Below are 15,401 nucleotides of genomic sequence, written 5' to 3' on the forward strand. Positions count from 1 at the left end.
ACTCACCATGCACGTACTGGTTTGCGAAGACGATGAGTTGATCGCCAGTGGCATCGTCGCCGGGCTGACGGCCCAGGGCTTGACGGTCGAACACGTCAACACCGCCTCCAAGGCGCGGGCGATCCTCAAGGTTGCCGAATTCGACGTGATGGTGCTCGACCTCGGTTTGCCGGACGAAGATGGCCTCAAACTGCTGCAGCAACTGCGCCAGCAGGGCCTGGAGATTCCGGTGCTGATCCTCACTGCGCGGGATTCGGTCACCGACCGGGTCGACGGTTTGCAGTCCGGCGCCGACGATTACCTGCTCAAGCCGTTCGATTTGCGCGAACTGTTCGCTCGTCTGCAAACCCTGCTGCGCCGCGTGGCCGGGCGTAGCGTCAACCTGATCGAGCACGGCGCGCTGACTTACGACCCGAGCAGCCGCGAAACCACCCTGGCGGGCCGTTCGGTGGACCTGTCCCGTCGCGAACAATCCCTGCTGCAAGCCTTGCTGCATAACCGTGGCCGGGTGCTGTCCACCGAGCAATTGAAGGACAGCGTCTACGGTTTCAACGATGAACTGGAGAGCAACGCACTGAACGTGCACATCCACCACCTGCGCAGCAAACTCGGCAAGGGCATCGTCGAAACCGTACGTGGTCTGGGCTATCGCCTGGGCCCGGCCGATGGTGGAGAACCTGACAAGTGATGAGTCTGCGCCTGCGCCTGAGCCTGACCCTCGGCGCCGCATTCGCGCTGATCTGGGCCTTGGCGGCGGCCTGGATGCTCAGCGACCTGCGCAACCAGATGATGTTTTCCCTCGACCAGCGGCTGGTGGCTTCGGCGCGGATGGTCGCTGGGTTGCTGGAGCAATTGCCGGCGATACCGAGCAAAGGCGAGGGCACTCACTTCAGCGCCGAACAACTGAATATTCCCGGCGGCATGGCCTGTCAGGTCAGCTCGTTGCGCGGCGAAATCCTCGCCCGCAGCCACAACAATCCGGAACAGGCACTGGAAGCCCAGAAAATGGGCTTCCATGACCAGATGATCGACGGCGCACCCTGGCGCACCTTCACCCTGGCCCGGGGCGATGTGCGCATCACCACCGCTGACCGGGTGATCGAGCGTGAAGCCTTGAACATGTCGATCCTGCTGGCGGCTTCGGTGCCGGTGGGTGTGGCGCTGCTTGGCTGCCTGTGCCTGCTGTGGCTGGGGATCGGTCAGGGGCTGGCGCCGCTCAATCGCTTGCGCGAAGCCTTGATGCGCCGCAATGCCGACTCGCTCGAACCGTTGCAGTTGCAATCATTCCCCAGCGAACTGAAACCCCTGCTCGAGACCCAGAATCAGCTGTTCCAGCGCATCGGCAAGACCATCGAGCGCGAACGTCGCCTGACCGGTGACGCCGCCCATGAACTGCGCAGCCCGCTGACGGCGATCAAGACCCACCTGCAAGTGGCGCGCATGACCGAAGGCAGTGCCCGCGATCAGTCCCTGGCCCGGGCCGAGGAGGGCGCCGATCGCTTGCATCGAACCCTGGAGCAATTGCTGTTGCTGGCCCGGGTCGAGGGCAGTCTGTCGTTCGACGACGGCGTGCAGTGCAGCGCCGAGCAAGTGGCGAAACTGGCGATTCAGGACTCCGCCAGCGGCGAGCGTCAACGGATCAAACTGCATCTGCCCGAAAAGTTGTCCGGCGCGCCTCTGCAAATGCCGGCAGTGTTGTCGATCGCGGCCTTGCGCAATCTGCTCGATAACGCCCTGCGCCATACCCCGACGGAAGGCGCCGTGGAGCTGAGCCTGGAAACCACCGGCAACCGCGTGCGCTTCGTGGTTCGCGATCATGGGCCGGGGATTGCGCCGGACGATCTGCAACACCTGACCCAACGGTTCTGGCGTAACGGCCAGAGCACCGGCTGCGGGCTCGGGCTGGCGATTGTCCAGGCAATTGTCCAACGCTGTGCCTGCACCCTGCATTTCGACAGTCGCCCGGATGGCTTGCGGGTCGAGCTGACCATGCCGCTGCAACCGGCCTGAGCCCGGCACATCAAATGTAACCTCTCTCCATTGGTCATCGGCCGGCCACGACGCTATTGTCGCCCCAGCCTTTGACTCAATGGATTGAGGGAAACAGCGCCATGGATGCATCCATCTACATTTGCCCGGCCACCCCGGCCGATGCCGGCATCATCAGCCGCATCATCGAGCGTTCGATCCGCGTCGGTTGTGCGCTCGACCATCGTAACGACCCCCACCTTGTCGATGCCTGGATCCGCCAGCAATCGCCGGAACACATCAGTGCCTGGCTCACCGATCCACAGCGTTATCTGAACATCGCCCTGATGCAGGGCCGACCGGTGGGCGTCGGCATGGCGCTGGCCGACGGCGATGTCACTCTTTGTCATGTGCAGCCGGAATGGTTTCGCCGGGGCGTCGGCCGGGCCCTGATGGCTGACCTTGAAGGCTGGTTGCTGACTCGCGGCAGCGCCCGTTCCGTGCTCACCAGCACCCGCACCGGTGAAGCCTTTTATCGGCGTCTGGGGTATCGCGAATCGGCGCCGCCGCTCATTCGCCACGGCATGCGCAGCCTGCCGATGCACAAGTCGCTGCCGCTGTCGGCATGACAACTCGCTCAAGGGTGTAAATCCTTGAGGGGCTGGTGCGTTTCCAGAACAGGAAAACCTGCATGTGCGCCCCGCGACCGGAACGCGCACCTGTGCGGTGTGCAGTTTTGGTCACTATCCATAGCGAATTGAGGGGTCGAGAGATGTCAGTCGCCACCAGCCTTATCGAAGAGTCGTCGGCCCGGATCGCCTCCGCGCCGGCGGAAACGCTGTATCAGTTCAATGAATCGCCGCTGCTGGCCCGCCAGAGCCAGCAGGAATCCAATGCCCGCAGCTACCCGCGGCGCATTCCCCTGGCGCTGAAGCGTGCCAAGGGCCTGTATGTCGAAGACGTTGAAGGCCGCACGTTCATCGATTGCCTGGCCGGTGCCGGCACCCTGGCGCTGGGGCACAACCACCCGGTGGTAATCGAGGCCATCCAGCAGGTGCTGGCCGATGAGCTGCCGCTGCACACCCTCGACCTGACCACGCCGGTGAAGGATCAATTCGTTCAGGACCTGTTCGGGTTGCTGCCTCCAGCATTGGCCAAGGAAGCGAAAATCCAGTTCTGCGGCCCGACCGGCACCGACGCCGTGGAAGCCGCGCTGAAACTGGTACGTACCGCCACCGGACGCAGCACCGTGCTGTCGTTCTCCGGCGGTTACCACGGCATGAGTCAGGGCGCGTTGAGCCTGATGGGCAGCCTGGGGCCGAAAAAGCCGCTGGGCGCGCTGCTCAGCAATGGCGTGCAATTCATGCCGTTCCCGTATGACTACCGTTGCCCGTTCGGCCTCGGTGGCGCGGCGGGTGTGAAGGCCAACCTGAGTTACCTGGAAAACCTGCTCAACGACCCGGAGGCCGGTGTGCAATTGCCGGCGGCGGTGATCGTCGAGGCGGTGCAGGGCGAGGGCGGTGTGATTCCGGCGGACATCGAGTGGCTGCGCGGTCTGCGTCGCATCACCGAAAAGGCGGGTGTTGCACTGATCGTCGACGAGATCCAGAGCGGTTTCGCCCGCACCGGCAAGATGTTCGCCTTCGAGCACGCCGGCATCACCCCGGACGTGGTCGTGCTGTCCAAAGCCATCGGCGGCAGCCTGCCGCTGGCGGTGGTGGTTTACCGCGACTGGCTCGACACCTGGCAGCCGGGCGCCCACGCCGGCACCTTCCGTGGCAACCAGATGGCGATGGCCGCCGGTTCCGCGGTGATGCGTTACCTGGTCGAGCACAAGGTCTGCGAACACGCCGCCGCCATGGGCGAACGCTTGAGCGAGCACCTGCACATCCTGCAGCGTGACTTCCCGCAACTGGGCGACATTCGTGGTCGTGGCCTGATGCTCGGCGTCGAGCTGGTCGATCCGAACGGTGCGCCGGACGCGCTGGGCCATCCACCGGCCTTCGCCCGTCTGGCGCCGCTGGTGCAGCGCGAGTGCCTCAAGCGTGGCCTGATTCTGGAATTGGGCGGGCGGCATGGCGCGGTGGTGCGGTTCCTGCCGCCGCTGGTGATCACCGCCGCTGAAATCGACCGCGTCGCCGAGATCTTCGGTCGTGCACTGAGCGCCGCGACCGCTGCCCTGTAAATTTTTCGCCGCGCCGAACGTTCCTTCTACATACCCGGCTGCACCCACCGTGCAGCCCACCCCTACAACGATGGAGACACAGCATGACGTCAGTATTCGACCGCGAGGACATCCTCTTTCAGGTCGTGGTCAACCACGAAGAGCAGTACTCGATCTGGCCGGATTACAAGGCCATTCCGGAAGGCTGGCGCACCGTGGGCAAGAGCGGCCTGAAAAAGGAATGCCTGGCCTACATCGAAGAAACCTGGACCGACATGCGTCCGCTGAGCCTGCGCCAGAAGATGGACGCGCAAGCGGCTGCACAGTAAGTCACCGGCCAAAAAGAAACCCGCTGGACTGGAAACAGTCAGCGGGTTTTTTCATGTCCGGAGGAGCGGTTTTACGCGCCGCTCAAACCCTTGAGCAGTGCATCCACATTCCCTTCCAGTTCTGCCACAGGATCCGCCGCATCGGTGCTCAGCACCAGCAAATGACTGCCCGACTCGGCAATTGCCGCTTTCACGGCGTCCGACGGTTGCCGATGGTGCAGCACCACCGCCACGTCGTTGTCCTTGAGCGTGGCGGTCAACTTCTTCAGATCTTCCGGTGTCCATTCGGCGTCCGGTCGCGGGTCCTGTCCGATCAACTCCAGGTTCAGGCTGCCGATCAGATAGCCGAAGTGATCGCTCAGGCTCATCACGCTCAGATTGTCGGCACTGGCCAGACGCGCCTCGCTATCGGCACTGAGTTTCAGCAGGCGCTGTTTCAATGCGGCCAGATTGGCCTCGATCTTCGGTTTGTCCTTCGGCGCCAGACGCACCAGGTCTGCCGCCATCACGTCAGCCATGCGTCCCATATTGTTGCTGGCCAGCCACGGTTGGCTGTTCAGGCCATCGACTTTCAGTCCCGGCTGCACGGCGATGCCGGGCAGGGCGCCGTCCACCGGGCGGGCGGCATCGACTTCGACGATGCGGATGTTGCTGCGTCGGGCAATCGGGTACAGCGGATCATCGGCCCACAGCGAGCGCACGCCGATCACCGCATCGGCGCCGGTGGCCAGTTTGCTCAGCTCTGGAGCACCGCGTCCGGTGAAGTACGCGGTCTGGCGGCTGCCCGGCAGATTCGCCGGCGCTGCGCGTTCGAGGCTGATGTCGGTGCCCTTGAGCAGCACTTCACCCAGACCGTAGGTGATTGGCAACGAGGCCAGCACGCGCAAGGTTTTTTCGGCGGCCAGCAAAGGGCTGGAGACAGCGCCGCTCAGGGCGATGGCCAGGGCAAGTTGTCGCAGTGAGAAAGACATTTATCCAAGGTTCCCTTTCAGACTGGGGACGACGCCCCGGGCAATGGCGGCGAGGGCGAAGCCGATACCGGCGACCAAGATGATCGCGGCGCCGGACGGAATCGGCAGGTCGAACACGATGGGCGCGAGAATCCCGCACAGCGTACTGACCGTGGCGATCAGCACCGAGCACCAGAAAAAGCCCTTGAGCGACTGGCTGAGCAAACGAGCCGCCGCTGCCGGAATCACCAGCAGCGCGCCGACCAGAATCGCGCCAATGACTTTTACCGCCGCGACGGTGATCAGGGTCACCAGAATCACGAACAGGTAATCCAGAGTCTTCACGGCAACACCGCGCACCGCTGCCAGTTGTGGGTTGAAACTGGCGAGCATGATGCGGTTGTACAGCGGCAAGGCCAGGGCCATCACCAGCGAACCGACGATGGCCAGCACCGCCAGATCATTGCCGTTGACCGTCAGCACCGAGCCGAACAGCACGTTTTCCAGAATGTGCACGTTGATCTTGCCCGCCAGGATCAGCAGCAGGCTGGCACCCAGCGCCAGGGACACCGACAGGAACACGCCGATCAGCGTGTCCGGGGCCAGGCCGGTACGGTTGCGCAGGTAGTTGAGCAGAATGCCGAACAACAGGCAGTAGCCGAACAGGCTGCCGTACGGCCCGGTGTAGGGCTCGCCGAGCAGGATGCCGATGGCCACGCCGGTCAGTGCCGCGTGGCCGACTGCCTCGGAGAAAAACGCGAAGCGCTTGACCACCACCAGTGTGCCGAGGCCGCCGAGCACCGGGCCGATCAACAGGCCGGCGAGCAGCGCGTTGACCACAAAACCGTAGGCCAGGGCTTCCGGCAGGTAACCGGAGGTGGCCCAGCCCTGCACCATCAAACGAAAGGCTTCGTAACTCATCAGGCAGCGCTCCGTGGATGGGTTGAAAACAGGGTCAGCAGACGTTCCGGGGTCAGGGCCTGTTGCGGGGTGGCGTCGAACAGCACCCGGCGGTTGAGGCCGGTGACGCGATTGGCCAGACGCCCGACGGCTTCCAGATCGTGTTCGATCCACAGCACGGTGATGCCCGCCGCGCGCCAGTCGCCAAGCAGGCGTTCGAACACCTGGATCCCGGCTTCGTCCAGGGCCGACATCGGTTCATCGAGCACCAGCAATTGCGGGGCGGGGATCAGGCCTTGAGCGAGCAGCACTCGCTGGCGCTCACCGCCGGACAACGCGCCCATCCGGCGCTTGCGTTTGTCCTGCATGCCGACCCGCTCCAGCGCCTCACCGATGGCGCCGGCGTAGCGTTTGCTCAGGCCGAGAAACGCCGGGCGACGCTGACACATGGCGGCCATGAAATCATCGACGGTCATCGGCAGACCTCGATCGAATTCCAGCGCCTGCGGCACGTAGCCGATAGTGCCGGGCTCGCCGGGCCATTGCAGGCTGAGCCGACCCTGATGCGGCATCTGCCCGAGCAGGGTCTTGATCAGCGAACTCTTGCCGCCGCCGTTGGGGCCCACCAGTGCGTGCACGCTGCCGGGCTGCACCTGGAAGGTCACCTTGTCCAGAATCGTCGTGCGACCCAGCGTCAGGCTGACTTCCGAAAAATCCAGAGTCGGGCCACTGCTGATGATTGAGAGGTTTTCCTGAGCCGTCATGCGCCGGACTCCTGAATTGCCCGAACGACGGTGTTGAGGTTGCCGGTCATTTCCTTTTCGTACTTGTCGGCGGTGTATTCGCCGTAGGAAATGTGCGACAGCGGGTACAGCTTCACACCGGATTCGCGTTGAATGGTCTCGACGTAAGTGGACGGGAAATCCATCTCGGAGAAGATCACCTTCACATCCAGTTCGCGCAGTTGATCGATGGTTTTCTTCAACTGGCTCGGGCTTGGTTCGATGCCGTGGGCCGGCTCGACCACCGCCGTCACTTCCAGGCCGAACTCGCGCAGCAGGTAGTCGTAAGCGGCGTGCACCGTGGCGACCCGCAGTTCGGCGTTTGGCGCCTGGGTCAGTTTGGCCAAGGCATCGGCGCGCATCTGCCGCAGGCGTTTGCCGTAGGCGCGGGCGTTCTGGGTGTAGGTTTTGGCGTTATCCGGGTCGAGCTTGCCGAGTTCCCGGGCGATGTTGTTGACCTGGGCAATCGAGGCGCTGATCGACAGGAACGTGTGCGGGTTCACCACTTTGCCGGCACCGCGCGCTGCGACTCCGGTGGCGGCCAGCAGCGGCACGTTCTCGTTGGCTTCGATGGTCTTGATGTTCGGTGTTTCGCTGGCGGCGATCATGCGGTCGGCGAAGTCGTCATGGCCGACGCCGTTGAGCACGATCACGTCCAGCCCGCTGATGCGCTTGATGTCTTCGGCACGGGGTTCGTAGGCGTGCGGGTTGAAGCCGGCGGGAATCAGCGGCACGACGTCGGCCTTGTCGCCGACGATGTTCGCCACATAGCTGTAATAAGGGTGCAGGGTGATGCCGATGCGCAGGCGTTTGGCCGGATCGGCGCTGGCCAGCGGGCTCAGCAGGCAGGCGCACAGGCCGATCAGCAGCAGGCGCAGGAAAGGACGGCGTTGAGATGAACTAGGCATGGGCAAGCGGTCTTCTCTCGAATGAAGGCGAGGGTTCAATGACGATGTTCGCGGGTCACCCCGGCATCGAATTGCGCGACGATCTGTTTCCATCCGGCAGCGGTCAGTGCTGCGTCGGACAGGTCTGTCGGCGCTTGCAGATCGGCGGCGCGGTTGAGCCAGATGTCCGGCGCAGCGTCGTTCAGGCGCATCAGAAACGAGCCGGCCACGGCCGGTGCCTGGCTGTGGCCGAAGTAGGCGGCGTCGGCCAGCAATTGCCAGGCATGGCCGCCACGGCTCATGGAGCTGGCGTCCTGGGCGAACGGCGCGAAACCTTCATCCGCCAGATTCTGCGGGGTCGGCAGCGCTTGCTGTTCTTCACGCAACAGGTGGATCTCGTCGAGGGTTACTCGCAGGTCGGCGTAGATGCCTTGCTCGCTGGCGCCGAGGTCGCGGCGGGCGTCGAGCTGATGGCTGGAAACCGGTTCGGGTTCATGGGACACCCCGCGCCACGCCACCACGGAGCCGGCGACCGCGAGGATCAGCAGGCACATCAGCAGCACATTGAGGGTTTCATGGCCGGCACCGGCGGGGCGAACAACTTGAGTGGTCGGCGTGGTCATGGGGCTTCGATATCCGCTTGGTCGATTTCGACGACATGGCCGGGGCCAGCGTCGAACAGCACGTAGAACTCGGCGCCGGGTTTCTTGAAGGTCAGGGTCGAATCGGCGCCGAGCTTGCCCGGCACCAGAATGGTTTCGTCGTAGCCGATCACGTCGAGGGTCACCCCCGGCGCGCCGCTGCCGTCGGAGAAACCGCCGGTGCATTTGATCTGCTCGGCATCGATGGCCTTGCACTCGCACATCGGGTTGTGGGCCAGGGCACTGGCGCTGAAACCGGCACACAGCACCAGCAATGCGGTGCTCATGCTCAGACGGGAGGGGCGGCTCATGGTTTGGCTCCTTGTTTGTTCAGCCAGGCAATAGTGGCGGGGGAGGCCTGGCTCAGCGGAATCGAGGCTTGGTGCATGCTGCCGTCCCAGCCTTCCATGGTGATCCACAGTTCGGCGTCGGCTCTGGTTTTGTCCGGGACGGGCATCTGCGTGCCCATGCTGTAAGGCGTGCCGAAGAAGATCGAACCGGCGGCGCGCAGGCTGCGTGGCTTGCCGATGCGCAGGTAGGTGGCCTTGACCTGTTCGACACAGGCCTCGCACAGCGCGGCGCTAAAACCCTTCAGATAGCCGGCTGCGCCATCGGGAAGCGGCGCTTCGTTGCGAAACTCGGCCAGACGCAGGCTCCACGGACCCACCTGGACTTCGCCGATCTCGCGCTCACCCAGCCCGCTGTCACCGCGAAACAACGCCTGATCGGCGAAGTACCTGGGCATGAATCCCAGCGGAATCAGCAACAGCAGCACGTTGATGTGGAAGCGCCATTTATGCCAGATCGCGCTCAGCCGCGAAGGCTGAACCATGGGGGTGGACTTGCTCACAGGTTGGCCTCCGACGGTTCACGGTGCAGGGCCGGTTGTGCCTGAACGCGCTGTTTCTTGTTCTCGCGCTTGAGGGCGTTGGCGGTCGCCAGCGCGGTGCGCTTGGTCCAGATCAACAGCCCGCTGAGGACCATCATGCTCAGCACCAGCCCGAAGAAGAACCAGATCAGCTTGATCCACAGTCCGCCGAAGTCGCCGGTGTGCAGCGGACGCATGGATTCAGTGACGAACTCCAGGGAGGTCCGATCGGAGAGCAGGCGCGAGGCGGCCACTTCACCGCTGTAGGGATTGAGCGTGGCTGACTGGAACATCAGCGGATACCAGCCGCGTCCACGGATATCGAGGTGGCTGTAGGCGTTGCCGGGCAGATTGATGGTGCTGGCTTCGAACCCGGGAATCCGTTGCTGGGCGATTTCGACGGCGTGGTCCAGGCTGACCCGTGGCGGAGGCGAACCATCGGCGGACAACGGCACGCCTTCACGGGACATGGCCGCGATGATTGGCTCGCTGGAGATGGAAATATGGTTGTCGGAAAGAATGGCTTCGATCAGGAACCACACGGCGGTGACGGAGATCACCGCGATGAACCAGATCGACCAGATGCCACTGAGGCGGTGGAAATCGCCCCAGAAAATCCGCGCACCGTGACGCAGGCGCAGGGTCGGGCTGAAAAAGCCCTTCCAGAAACGCTTGTAGACCACCAGCCCGGTTACCAGCGAAGCCAGCATCGGCAGTGCCAGAAACGACACCAGATACCAGCCCCAGCTGTAACCGTTGGTGAACGGCACCAGCCACCAGCCGTGCAAGGCTCGGGTGAAGGCACGGAAATTGAAGTCTGGTGCGGTGCCCTGAATCACACCGGTGTAAGGGTTGACGTAGACGGTCACCGAGCGCCCGTCAGGCTGACTGACGTTCACCTCCAGCGCGAAATGCGATTCGTCGGGGCGACTGATGCGTTCGACCAGCAACTGCGGCTCGGCAGTCTTGATCGCGGCGATGACCTGATCGTAGCCCAGCAGCGGGGCATCGTCAGAGGGTTGGGTGGCGCGCATTTGCGGGTTCACCAGCCAGACGATTTCCTGGCTGACCACCGCCAGGGTGCCGGTGACGCAGACAATCAGGACAAAAAACCAGATCGGCAACGCTAGCCAGCTGTGTACCAGGAACCACAGTTTCGAGCGGGATTTCTTCGACATGATGACGGGTCTTGATTCGGTGAGAGGACTCGGCCACTACGGGCTTCGCAGCGCGGGAGTCCCTGATGGGCCGGTCGTGGCTTTTGCCTACGCGACTGGCCCGCATCTCTATAAGACGGATGACCGAAGCAAATCCCGATGAAGGATGTGAAAGTAAATGTTTCGCGACCGCAATCTCACCACGACGCCGGTCGGCGTTGTGGTGAGCGGGAGGAAAGGATGGCTCAGCGCAGGAACGTCAGTGCTTCGGCGAGCAACAGTTCCGGCACTTCTTCAGCGAGGTAATGACCAGCGGGCAGAGACTTGCCGCGCACATCGGTGGCCACTTGTTGCCATTCCCTGAGCGGGTCGAAGCAACGACCGACCGTGCCTTCGGCGCCCCACAGCACCAGCAGCGGCAAGCTCAGATGATGGCCGGCCTCGAGGTCGGCGCGGTCATGTTCCAGATCGATGTCGGCACTGGCCCGGTAGTCCTCGCAGATCCCACGGGCGCTGCCGGGCAGGCTCAGGCAACGCAGGTATTCAGCGAACGCTTCGTCAGTGAACGGCTTGAGCCCGGCACTGCGGCTGCCCATGACGCTGCGCAGATAGGCTTCGGGATCGGCTTCGATCAGGGTTTCCGGCAGCGGCGCCGGGCGGATCAGGAAAAACCAGTGCCAGTAGGCCCGGGCGAAGGCTTCGTTGGTCTGGCTGTACATCGCCAGGGTCGGCGCAATGTCCAGCAACACCATGCGTTGCACGGTGGCGGGATGATCGAGGGCCAGGCGATGGGCGACTCGGGCCCCACGGTCGTGGGCGAGGATCGAGAACTGCTTAAAGCCCAGCGCTTGCATCAGTTCCACGCCGTCGCGGGCCATTTCGCGTTTGGAATAGCTGGTGTGCCGCTCATCGGCTGGCGGTCGGCTGCTGTCGCCGTAACCGCGCAGGTCGGCGGCAACCACGGTGAAGTGCTCCGCCAGTTGCTCGGCGACCTTGTGCCAGATGACGTGGGTCTGCGGGTGCCCGTGCAACAACAGCAGGCCCGGCCCGCTGCCTCCGAGGCGGTAGGTGATGTCCACGCCGTTGACGTGGCGCTGGTCTTTGACGAATCCGGCAAACATCGGGGGTGATCCTTTATTCAGGCGGTTGGCCTGCATCCTGAAATCGCCGGGCGTTCATGACAAGGCGTGAAGCGTGGTTCGACGGTTCATGAATCGTGTTCGCCCATCCCCGCGCGTTGCGCGGGAATGGACATTCGTTGTTGCTAACCCTGCTGGAACAGCTCTTTCGCCCGCTGCTCGATCTGCTCCTGGGTCAGGTCCTCCTTGCGCGTTGCCAGAAACCACAGATGCCCGTACGGATCTTTCAATGTACCGCTGCGGTCGCCGTAGAACTGATCCTTGACCTCGGACACGGCTGTCGCCCCGGCATCCAGTGCGCGCTGGAACGACTTGTCGACATCGGTCACGTACAGATGCAAGCCGACGGACACGGCTTTGTCCGGATTGCTCAACGGACCTTGATCGCACGGCGAGCCGAGCATGATCGCGCTGTCACCGATGCGCAGTTCGGCGTGGCCGATACCGCCGTCGGGCATGGCCAGGCGCATGACTTCGGTGGCACCGAACGCCTTTTTATAGAAATCGATGGCCTCGGCGGCCTTATGGATGCCGAGATACGGGGTAATGCTGTGATACCCCTCGGGAATAGGTTGAACGCTCATGGCGTACTCCTTGTTTTTGTCGCCCTGATTTTATGGGGGGTTGAAGGTGTGCCTTCGCCGGGGTTACCGGTCGCTCAACTATAGGCGTGTGTCGCCGGCCCGACCGAGTACCCGACGAGCAGTGTTCAGCCATCGACAGTGAAGCAACAGAATGCGCGGGTTTTCATCGTTCTTTCCTGCGAAAGTCCGCTGAAAGCCCCGAAAAACAAGGCCTGTCAGTCAGGCACAGAAGCTGCAATGACCCGGTACAACACCGATACCGAGAGTCATCCATGTCTGAATCTGCCGTTTATCCGATCAACCCGCCGGCCGCCCACCGTATCGCCGACGCCGCCGAAGCCTTGCGCGTGGCCGAACAGGTCGCCGCCGTTTTGCAGGAGCACGCCGCCGAGCGCGACCGCAGCCGTGAAGTGCCTGCCGAGATCGTCGACCTGTATTCCAACAGTGGTCTGTGGGGCATCAGCGTGCCGAAGGAGTACGGCGGCGCCCAGGTGTCCTACGCGGTGCTGGCCCAAGTGATCGCGATCATTTCCGCCGCCGATCCGTCCCTCGGACAGATCCCGCAAAACCATTACTGCCTGCTCGAAGACATCCGCCTGCAAGGCACGCCGGCGCAGCAGGCGCATTTCTTCGAACTGGCGCTGCAAGGTCATCGTTTCGCCAATGCGCTGTCGGAAACCGGCGGCAAGAACGTGCAGGACATTCAGGCAACCATCCGCCGTTATGGCGACGGATTCGTGATCAACGGCCGCAAGGGTTACTGCACCGGTTCTCTCTACGCCCACTGGCTGGCGGTGCTGGCGCTGGATGAAGAACAGAAGGGCCAGTTGGCCTTTGTCGAGCGCGGCACGAAAGGGCTGGTGATCGTTGATGATTGGGACAGCATCGGCCAGCGCACCACGTCCAGCGGTACGGTGCTGGCAGAAGATCTGCAGGTGGCGCCGTTCAATCTGTTCCCGACTTATCGCTCCTACGAAAACCCGACCCTGGCCGGGCCGTTCGCCCAGTTGACCACCGCTGCCATCGACGCCGGCATCGCCCGGGCGGCGCTGCGCGACACCGTTGACTTCGTTCGTCAGTTTGCCCGGCCATGGATCGACGCGGGGGTGGACAAGGCCAGCGAAGATCCGCTGACGATCATTCAGATCGGTGCACTGGAAATCCGTCTGGAAGCCGCCGAAGCCCTGCTCGAACGCGCCGGTTGGGCGCTCGACGCCGCACGCCCGGCGCCCGATGAAGACAACGTCGCGCTGGCCTCCCTGGCCGTGGCCAAGGCCAAAGTGCTGACCACCGAAATCGCCATCGAGGCCAGCAACAAGTTGTTCGAACTCGGTGGCACCCGCTCGACCCTGAAGAAGCACAACTTCGACCGTCACTGGCGCAACGCCCGGGTCCACACCCTGCATGACCCGGTGCGCTGGAAATACCACGTGGTCGGCAACTGGTTGCTCAATGGCATCAAACCTCCGCGCCACGACTGGTCCTGATCATGGCCGAGTGGTTCAAACACCTTTACTGGGCCGACATTGCCCAGGCCTGTCTCGACACCCTGAGCATGCTCGGCGCGGCGCTGCTGTTCACGGTGTTGCTGGGCCTGCCGCTGGGGCTGCTGCTGTTTCTCACCGGCAAGCGCCAGTTGCATGAAACGGTCGGCGTGTATCGGGTGCTGTCAGTGATCGTGAACATGCTGCGTTCGCTGCCGTTCATCATTTTGCTGATCGTGCTGATTCCGCTGACCACGCTGCTGGTGGGCACTTCGCTGGGCGTGCCGGGCACCATTCCGCCATTGGTGGTCGGCTGCACACCGTTCTTTGCGCGACTGGTGGAAACCGCGTTGCGCGAAGTCGATCGCGGCGTGGTCGAGGCGACCCAGGCCATGGGTGCCAACACCTGGCAGATCATTCGCCACACGCTGTTGCCGGAAGCCCGGGGCGGGTTGCTGGCGGCGGTGACGGTCACCGCCATCGTGCTGGTGGATTACACGGCGATGGCCGGCGTGATCGGTGGCGGCGGGCTCGGCGATCTGGCGATCCGCTACGGCTATCAGCGCTTTCAGACCGACGTGATGGTGGTCACCGTGGTGTTGCTGCTGATTCTGGTGCAGGCCCTGCAAATGACCGGCGACCGTCTGGTGGCGCACTTCAGCCGACGCTGACAAAAACAAGTTCAACCCATAAAAGGCCCCACGTTCACCCCACGACGGCCACTCAAATCTGCCTTGGAGCACAACATGAAAAAGACCCTGGCCGTTCTGGCTGCCGTGCTGTCGTTCGGCGCCCACGCCAACGAAAAACTGATCGTCGGTGCCACCCCGGTGCCGCACGCGGAAATTCTCGAGTTCGTCAAACCGACCCTGGCCAAGGAAGGCGTGGATCTGGACATCAAGGTCTTCACCGACTTCATCCAGCCCAACCAGCAACTGGCGCTGAAAAACCTCGATGCCAACTACTATCAGTACCGGCCGTTTCTCGATGATTTCAACAAGACCCGCCATACCAATCTGGTGCCGGTCGTCGGCGTGCACATCGAACCGTTCGGCGCCTACTCGACCAAGATCAAGAACATTTCGGAGCTGAAGGACGGCGCGAGCGTGTCGATCCCCAACGACCCGGTGAACACCGGCCGCGCCCTGGTGCTGTTGCACGAGGCGGGGCTGATCAAGCTCAAGGATCCGAGCAACACCCTGGCCACCCAACGCGACATCGTCGAAAACCCCAAGCACCTGAAAATCCGTGAACTGGAAGGTGCGTTGCTGGCCCGTTCCGTGAGTCAGGTGGACCTGGCCTTCGTGTTCGCCAACTACGCGCTGGAAGCCGGGATCGACACCAACAGCGCGCTAATCGTCGAGAAGGGCAAAAGCCTGTACATCGAGTTTCTGGTCGCACGTCCCGACAACATCAACGATCCGGGCCTGCAGAAACTGGCCAAGGCGTTGAATTCCGATGAAGTGCGTCAGTTCATTCTGACCCGCTACAAAGGGCAGATTGCGCCGGGCTTCTGATGGAGTGATCTGAGGGTTCCCACGAAAAGGG

Annotated in this window: 18 protein-coding genes; 8 read left to right on the forward strand and 10 right to left on the reverse strand. The window is 63.1% G+C overall.

Annotated features, from left to right (window positions below; genetic code table 11):
• The first annotated feature begins 7 nt into the window (after positions 1 to 7).
• From AC1RMX_RS23670 to AC1RMX_RS23690, 5 genes are all read left to right on the forward strand, one after another.
• Complete coding sequence (locus tag AC1RMX_RS23670) at positions 8 to 688, forward strand: response regulator (RefSeq protein ID WP_085607085.1); 681 nt, start codon at positions 8 to 10, stop codon at positions 686 to 688.
• A complete protein-coding gene (locus AC1RMX_RS23675) occupies positions 688 to 2,010 on the forward strand; it encodes an ATP-binding protein (protein ID WP_096821118.1) in 1,323 nt (440 codons plus the stop codon). Before AC1RMX_RS23670 ends, AC1RMX_RS23675 begins: the two co-directional genes overlap by 1 nt.
• 101 nt (positions 2,011 to 2,111) lie before the next feature.
• Positions 2,112 to 2,597 (forward strand): GNAT family N-acetyltransferase, encoded by a 486-nt coding sequence (locus AC1RMX_RS23680; protein ID WP_096821119.1) that lies wholly within the window; start codon positions 2,112 to 2,114, stop codon positions 2,595 to 2,597.
• 143 nt (positions 2,598 to 2,740) lie between these two features.
• The gene (locus AC1RMX_RS23685) at positions 2,741 to 4,153 is read left to right on the forward strand and encodes an aspartate aminotransferase family protein (RefSeq protein ID WP_192552118.1); all 1,413 of its coding nucleotides are present in this window, start codon (positions 2,741 to 2,743) and stop codon (positions 4,151 to 4,153) included.
• 83 nt (positions 4,154 to 4,236) lie between these two features.
• Positions 4,237 to 4,461: an MbtH family protein gene (locus AC1RMX_RS23690; RefSeq protein WP_096821121.1), complete on the forward strand. Its 225-nt coding sequence runs from the start codon at positions 4,237 to 4,239 to the stop codon at positions 4,459 to 4,461.
• Between the two features lie 71 nt (positions 4,462 to 4,532).
• Here the strand turns inward: AC1RMX_RS23690 and AC1RMX_RS23695 are convergent, their stop codons facing one another.
• The 10 genes from AC1RMX_RS23695 to AC1RMX_RS23740 all read right to left on the reverse strand — a co-directional run bounded on the left by AC1RMX_RS23695 (position 4,533) and on the right by AC1RMX_RS23740 (position 12,369).
• Positions 4,533 to 5,432: a metal ABC transporter substrate-binding protein gene (locus AC1RMX_RS23695; protein ID WP_096821122.1), complete on the reverse strand. Its 900-nt coding sequence runs from the start codon at positions 5,430 to 5,432 to the stop codon at positions 4,533 to 4,535.
• A complete protein-coding gene (locus AC1RMX_RS23700) occupies positions 5,433 to 6,332 on the reverse strand; it encodes a metal ABC transporter permease (RefSeq protein WP_096821123.1) in 900 nt (299 codons plus the stop codon).
• The gene (locus tag AC1RMX_RS23705) at positions 6,332 to 7,075 is read right to left on the reverse strand and encodes a metal ABC transporter ATP-binding protein (protein WP_192558605.1); all 744 of its coding nucleotides are present in this window, start codon (positions 7,073 to 7,075) and stop codon (positions 6,332 to 6,334) included. The genes AC1RMX_RS23700 and AC1RMX_RS23705 overlap by 1 nt, the downstream gene beginning before the upstream one ends.
• Positions 7,072 to 8,001, reverse strand: coding sequence for a metal ABC transporter substrate-binding protein (locus tag AC1RMX_RS23710; RefSeq protein ID WP_102620413.1), 930 nt, complete (start codon positions 7,999 to 8,001; stop codon positions 7,072 to 7,074). Before AC1RMX_RS23710 ends, AC1RMX_RS23705 begins: the two co-directional genes overlap by 4 nt.
• 35 nt (positions 8,002 to 8,036) lie before the next feature.
• The gene (locus AC1RMX_RS23715) at positions 8,037 to 8,603 is read right to left on the reverse strand and encodes a DUF6162 family protein (protein WP_493073148.1); all 567 of its coding nucleotides are present in this window, start codon (positions 8,601 to 8,603) and stop codon (positions 8,037 to 8,039) included.
• Positions 8,600 to 8,932, reverse strand: a complete 333-nt coding sequence (locus AC1RMX_RS23720; RefSeq protein WP_096821127.1) for a hypothetical protein — start codon at positions 8,930 to 8,932, stop codon at positions 8,600 to 8,602. The genes AC1RMX_RS23715 and AC1RMX_RS23720 overlap by 4 nt, the downstream gene beginning before the upstream one ends.
• Complete coding sequence (locus AC1RMX_RS23725; RefSeq protein WP_493073162.1) at positions 8,929 to 9,453, reverse strand: PA2404 family protein; 525 nt, start codon at positions 9,451 to 9,453, stop codon at positions 8,929 to 8,931. The genes AC1RMX_RS23720 and AC1RMX_RS23725 overlap by 4 nt, the downstream gene beginning before the upstream one ends.
• 14 nt (positions 9,454 to 9,467) lie before the next feature.
• Entirely contained in the window at positions 9,468 to 10,667 is a 1,200-nt protein-coding gene (locus tag AC1RMX_RS23730; RefSeq protein WP_493073149.1) for a PepSY-associated TM helix domain-containing protein, read from the reverse strand.
• A gap of 224 nt (positions 10,668 to 10,891) precedes the next feature.
• The gene (locus AC1RMX_RS23735; RefSeq protein WP_493073150.1) at positions 10,892 to 11,767 is read right to left on the reverse strand and encodes an alpha/beta fold hydrolase; all 876 of its coding nucleotides are present in this window, start codon (positions 11,765 to 11,767) and stop codon (positions 10,892 to 10,894) included.
• A 143-nt stretch (positions 11,768 to 11,910) separates the two neighbouring features.
• On the reverse strand, positions 11,911 to 12,369 hold the full coding sequence (locus AC1RMX_RS23740; RefSeq protein WP_096821131.1) for a VOC family protein: 459 nt from the start codon (positions 12,367 to 12,369) through the stop codon (positions 11,911 to 11,913).
• 272 nt (positions 12,370 to 12,641) lie between these two features.
• Here AC1RMX_RS23740 and AC1RMX_RS23745 point away from each other — a divergent pair, with 272 nt between their 5' ends.
• From AC1RMX_RS23745 to AC1RMX_RS23755, 3 genes are all read left to right on the forward strand, one after another.
• Entirely contained in the window at positions 12,642 to 13,856 is a 1,215-nt protein-coding gene (locus tag AC1RMX_RS23745) for an SfnB family sulfur acquisition oxidoreductase (protein WP_192558601.1), read from the forward strand.
• A gap of 2 nt (positions 13,857 to 13,858) precedes the next feature.
• Positions 13,859 to 14,524, forward strand: coding sequence for a methionine ABC transporter permease (locus tag AC1RMX_RS23750; protein ID WP_102620407.1), 666 nt, complete (start codon positions 13,859 to 13,861; stop codon positions 14,522 to 14,524).
• A 75-nt stretch (positions 14,525 to 14,599) separates the two neighbouring features.
• Entirely contained in the window at positions 14,600 to 15,370 is a 771-nt protein-coding gene (locus AC1RMX_RS23755) for a MetQ/NlpA family ABC transporter substrate-binding protein (protein ID WP_085710692.1), read from the forward strand.
• Positions 15,371 to 15,401: the final 31 nt, after the last annotated feature.

The organism is Pseudomonas sp. GW822-FHT03F04 (assembly GCF_058801405.1).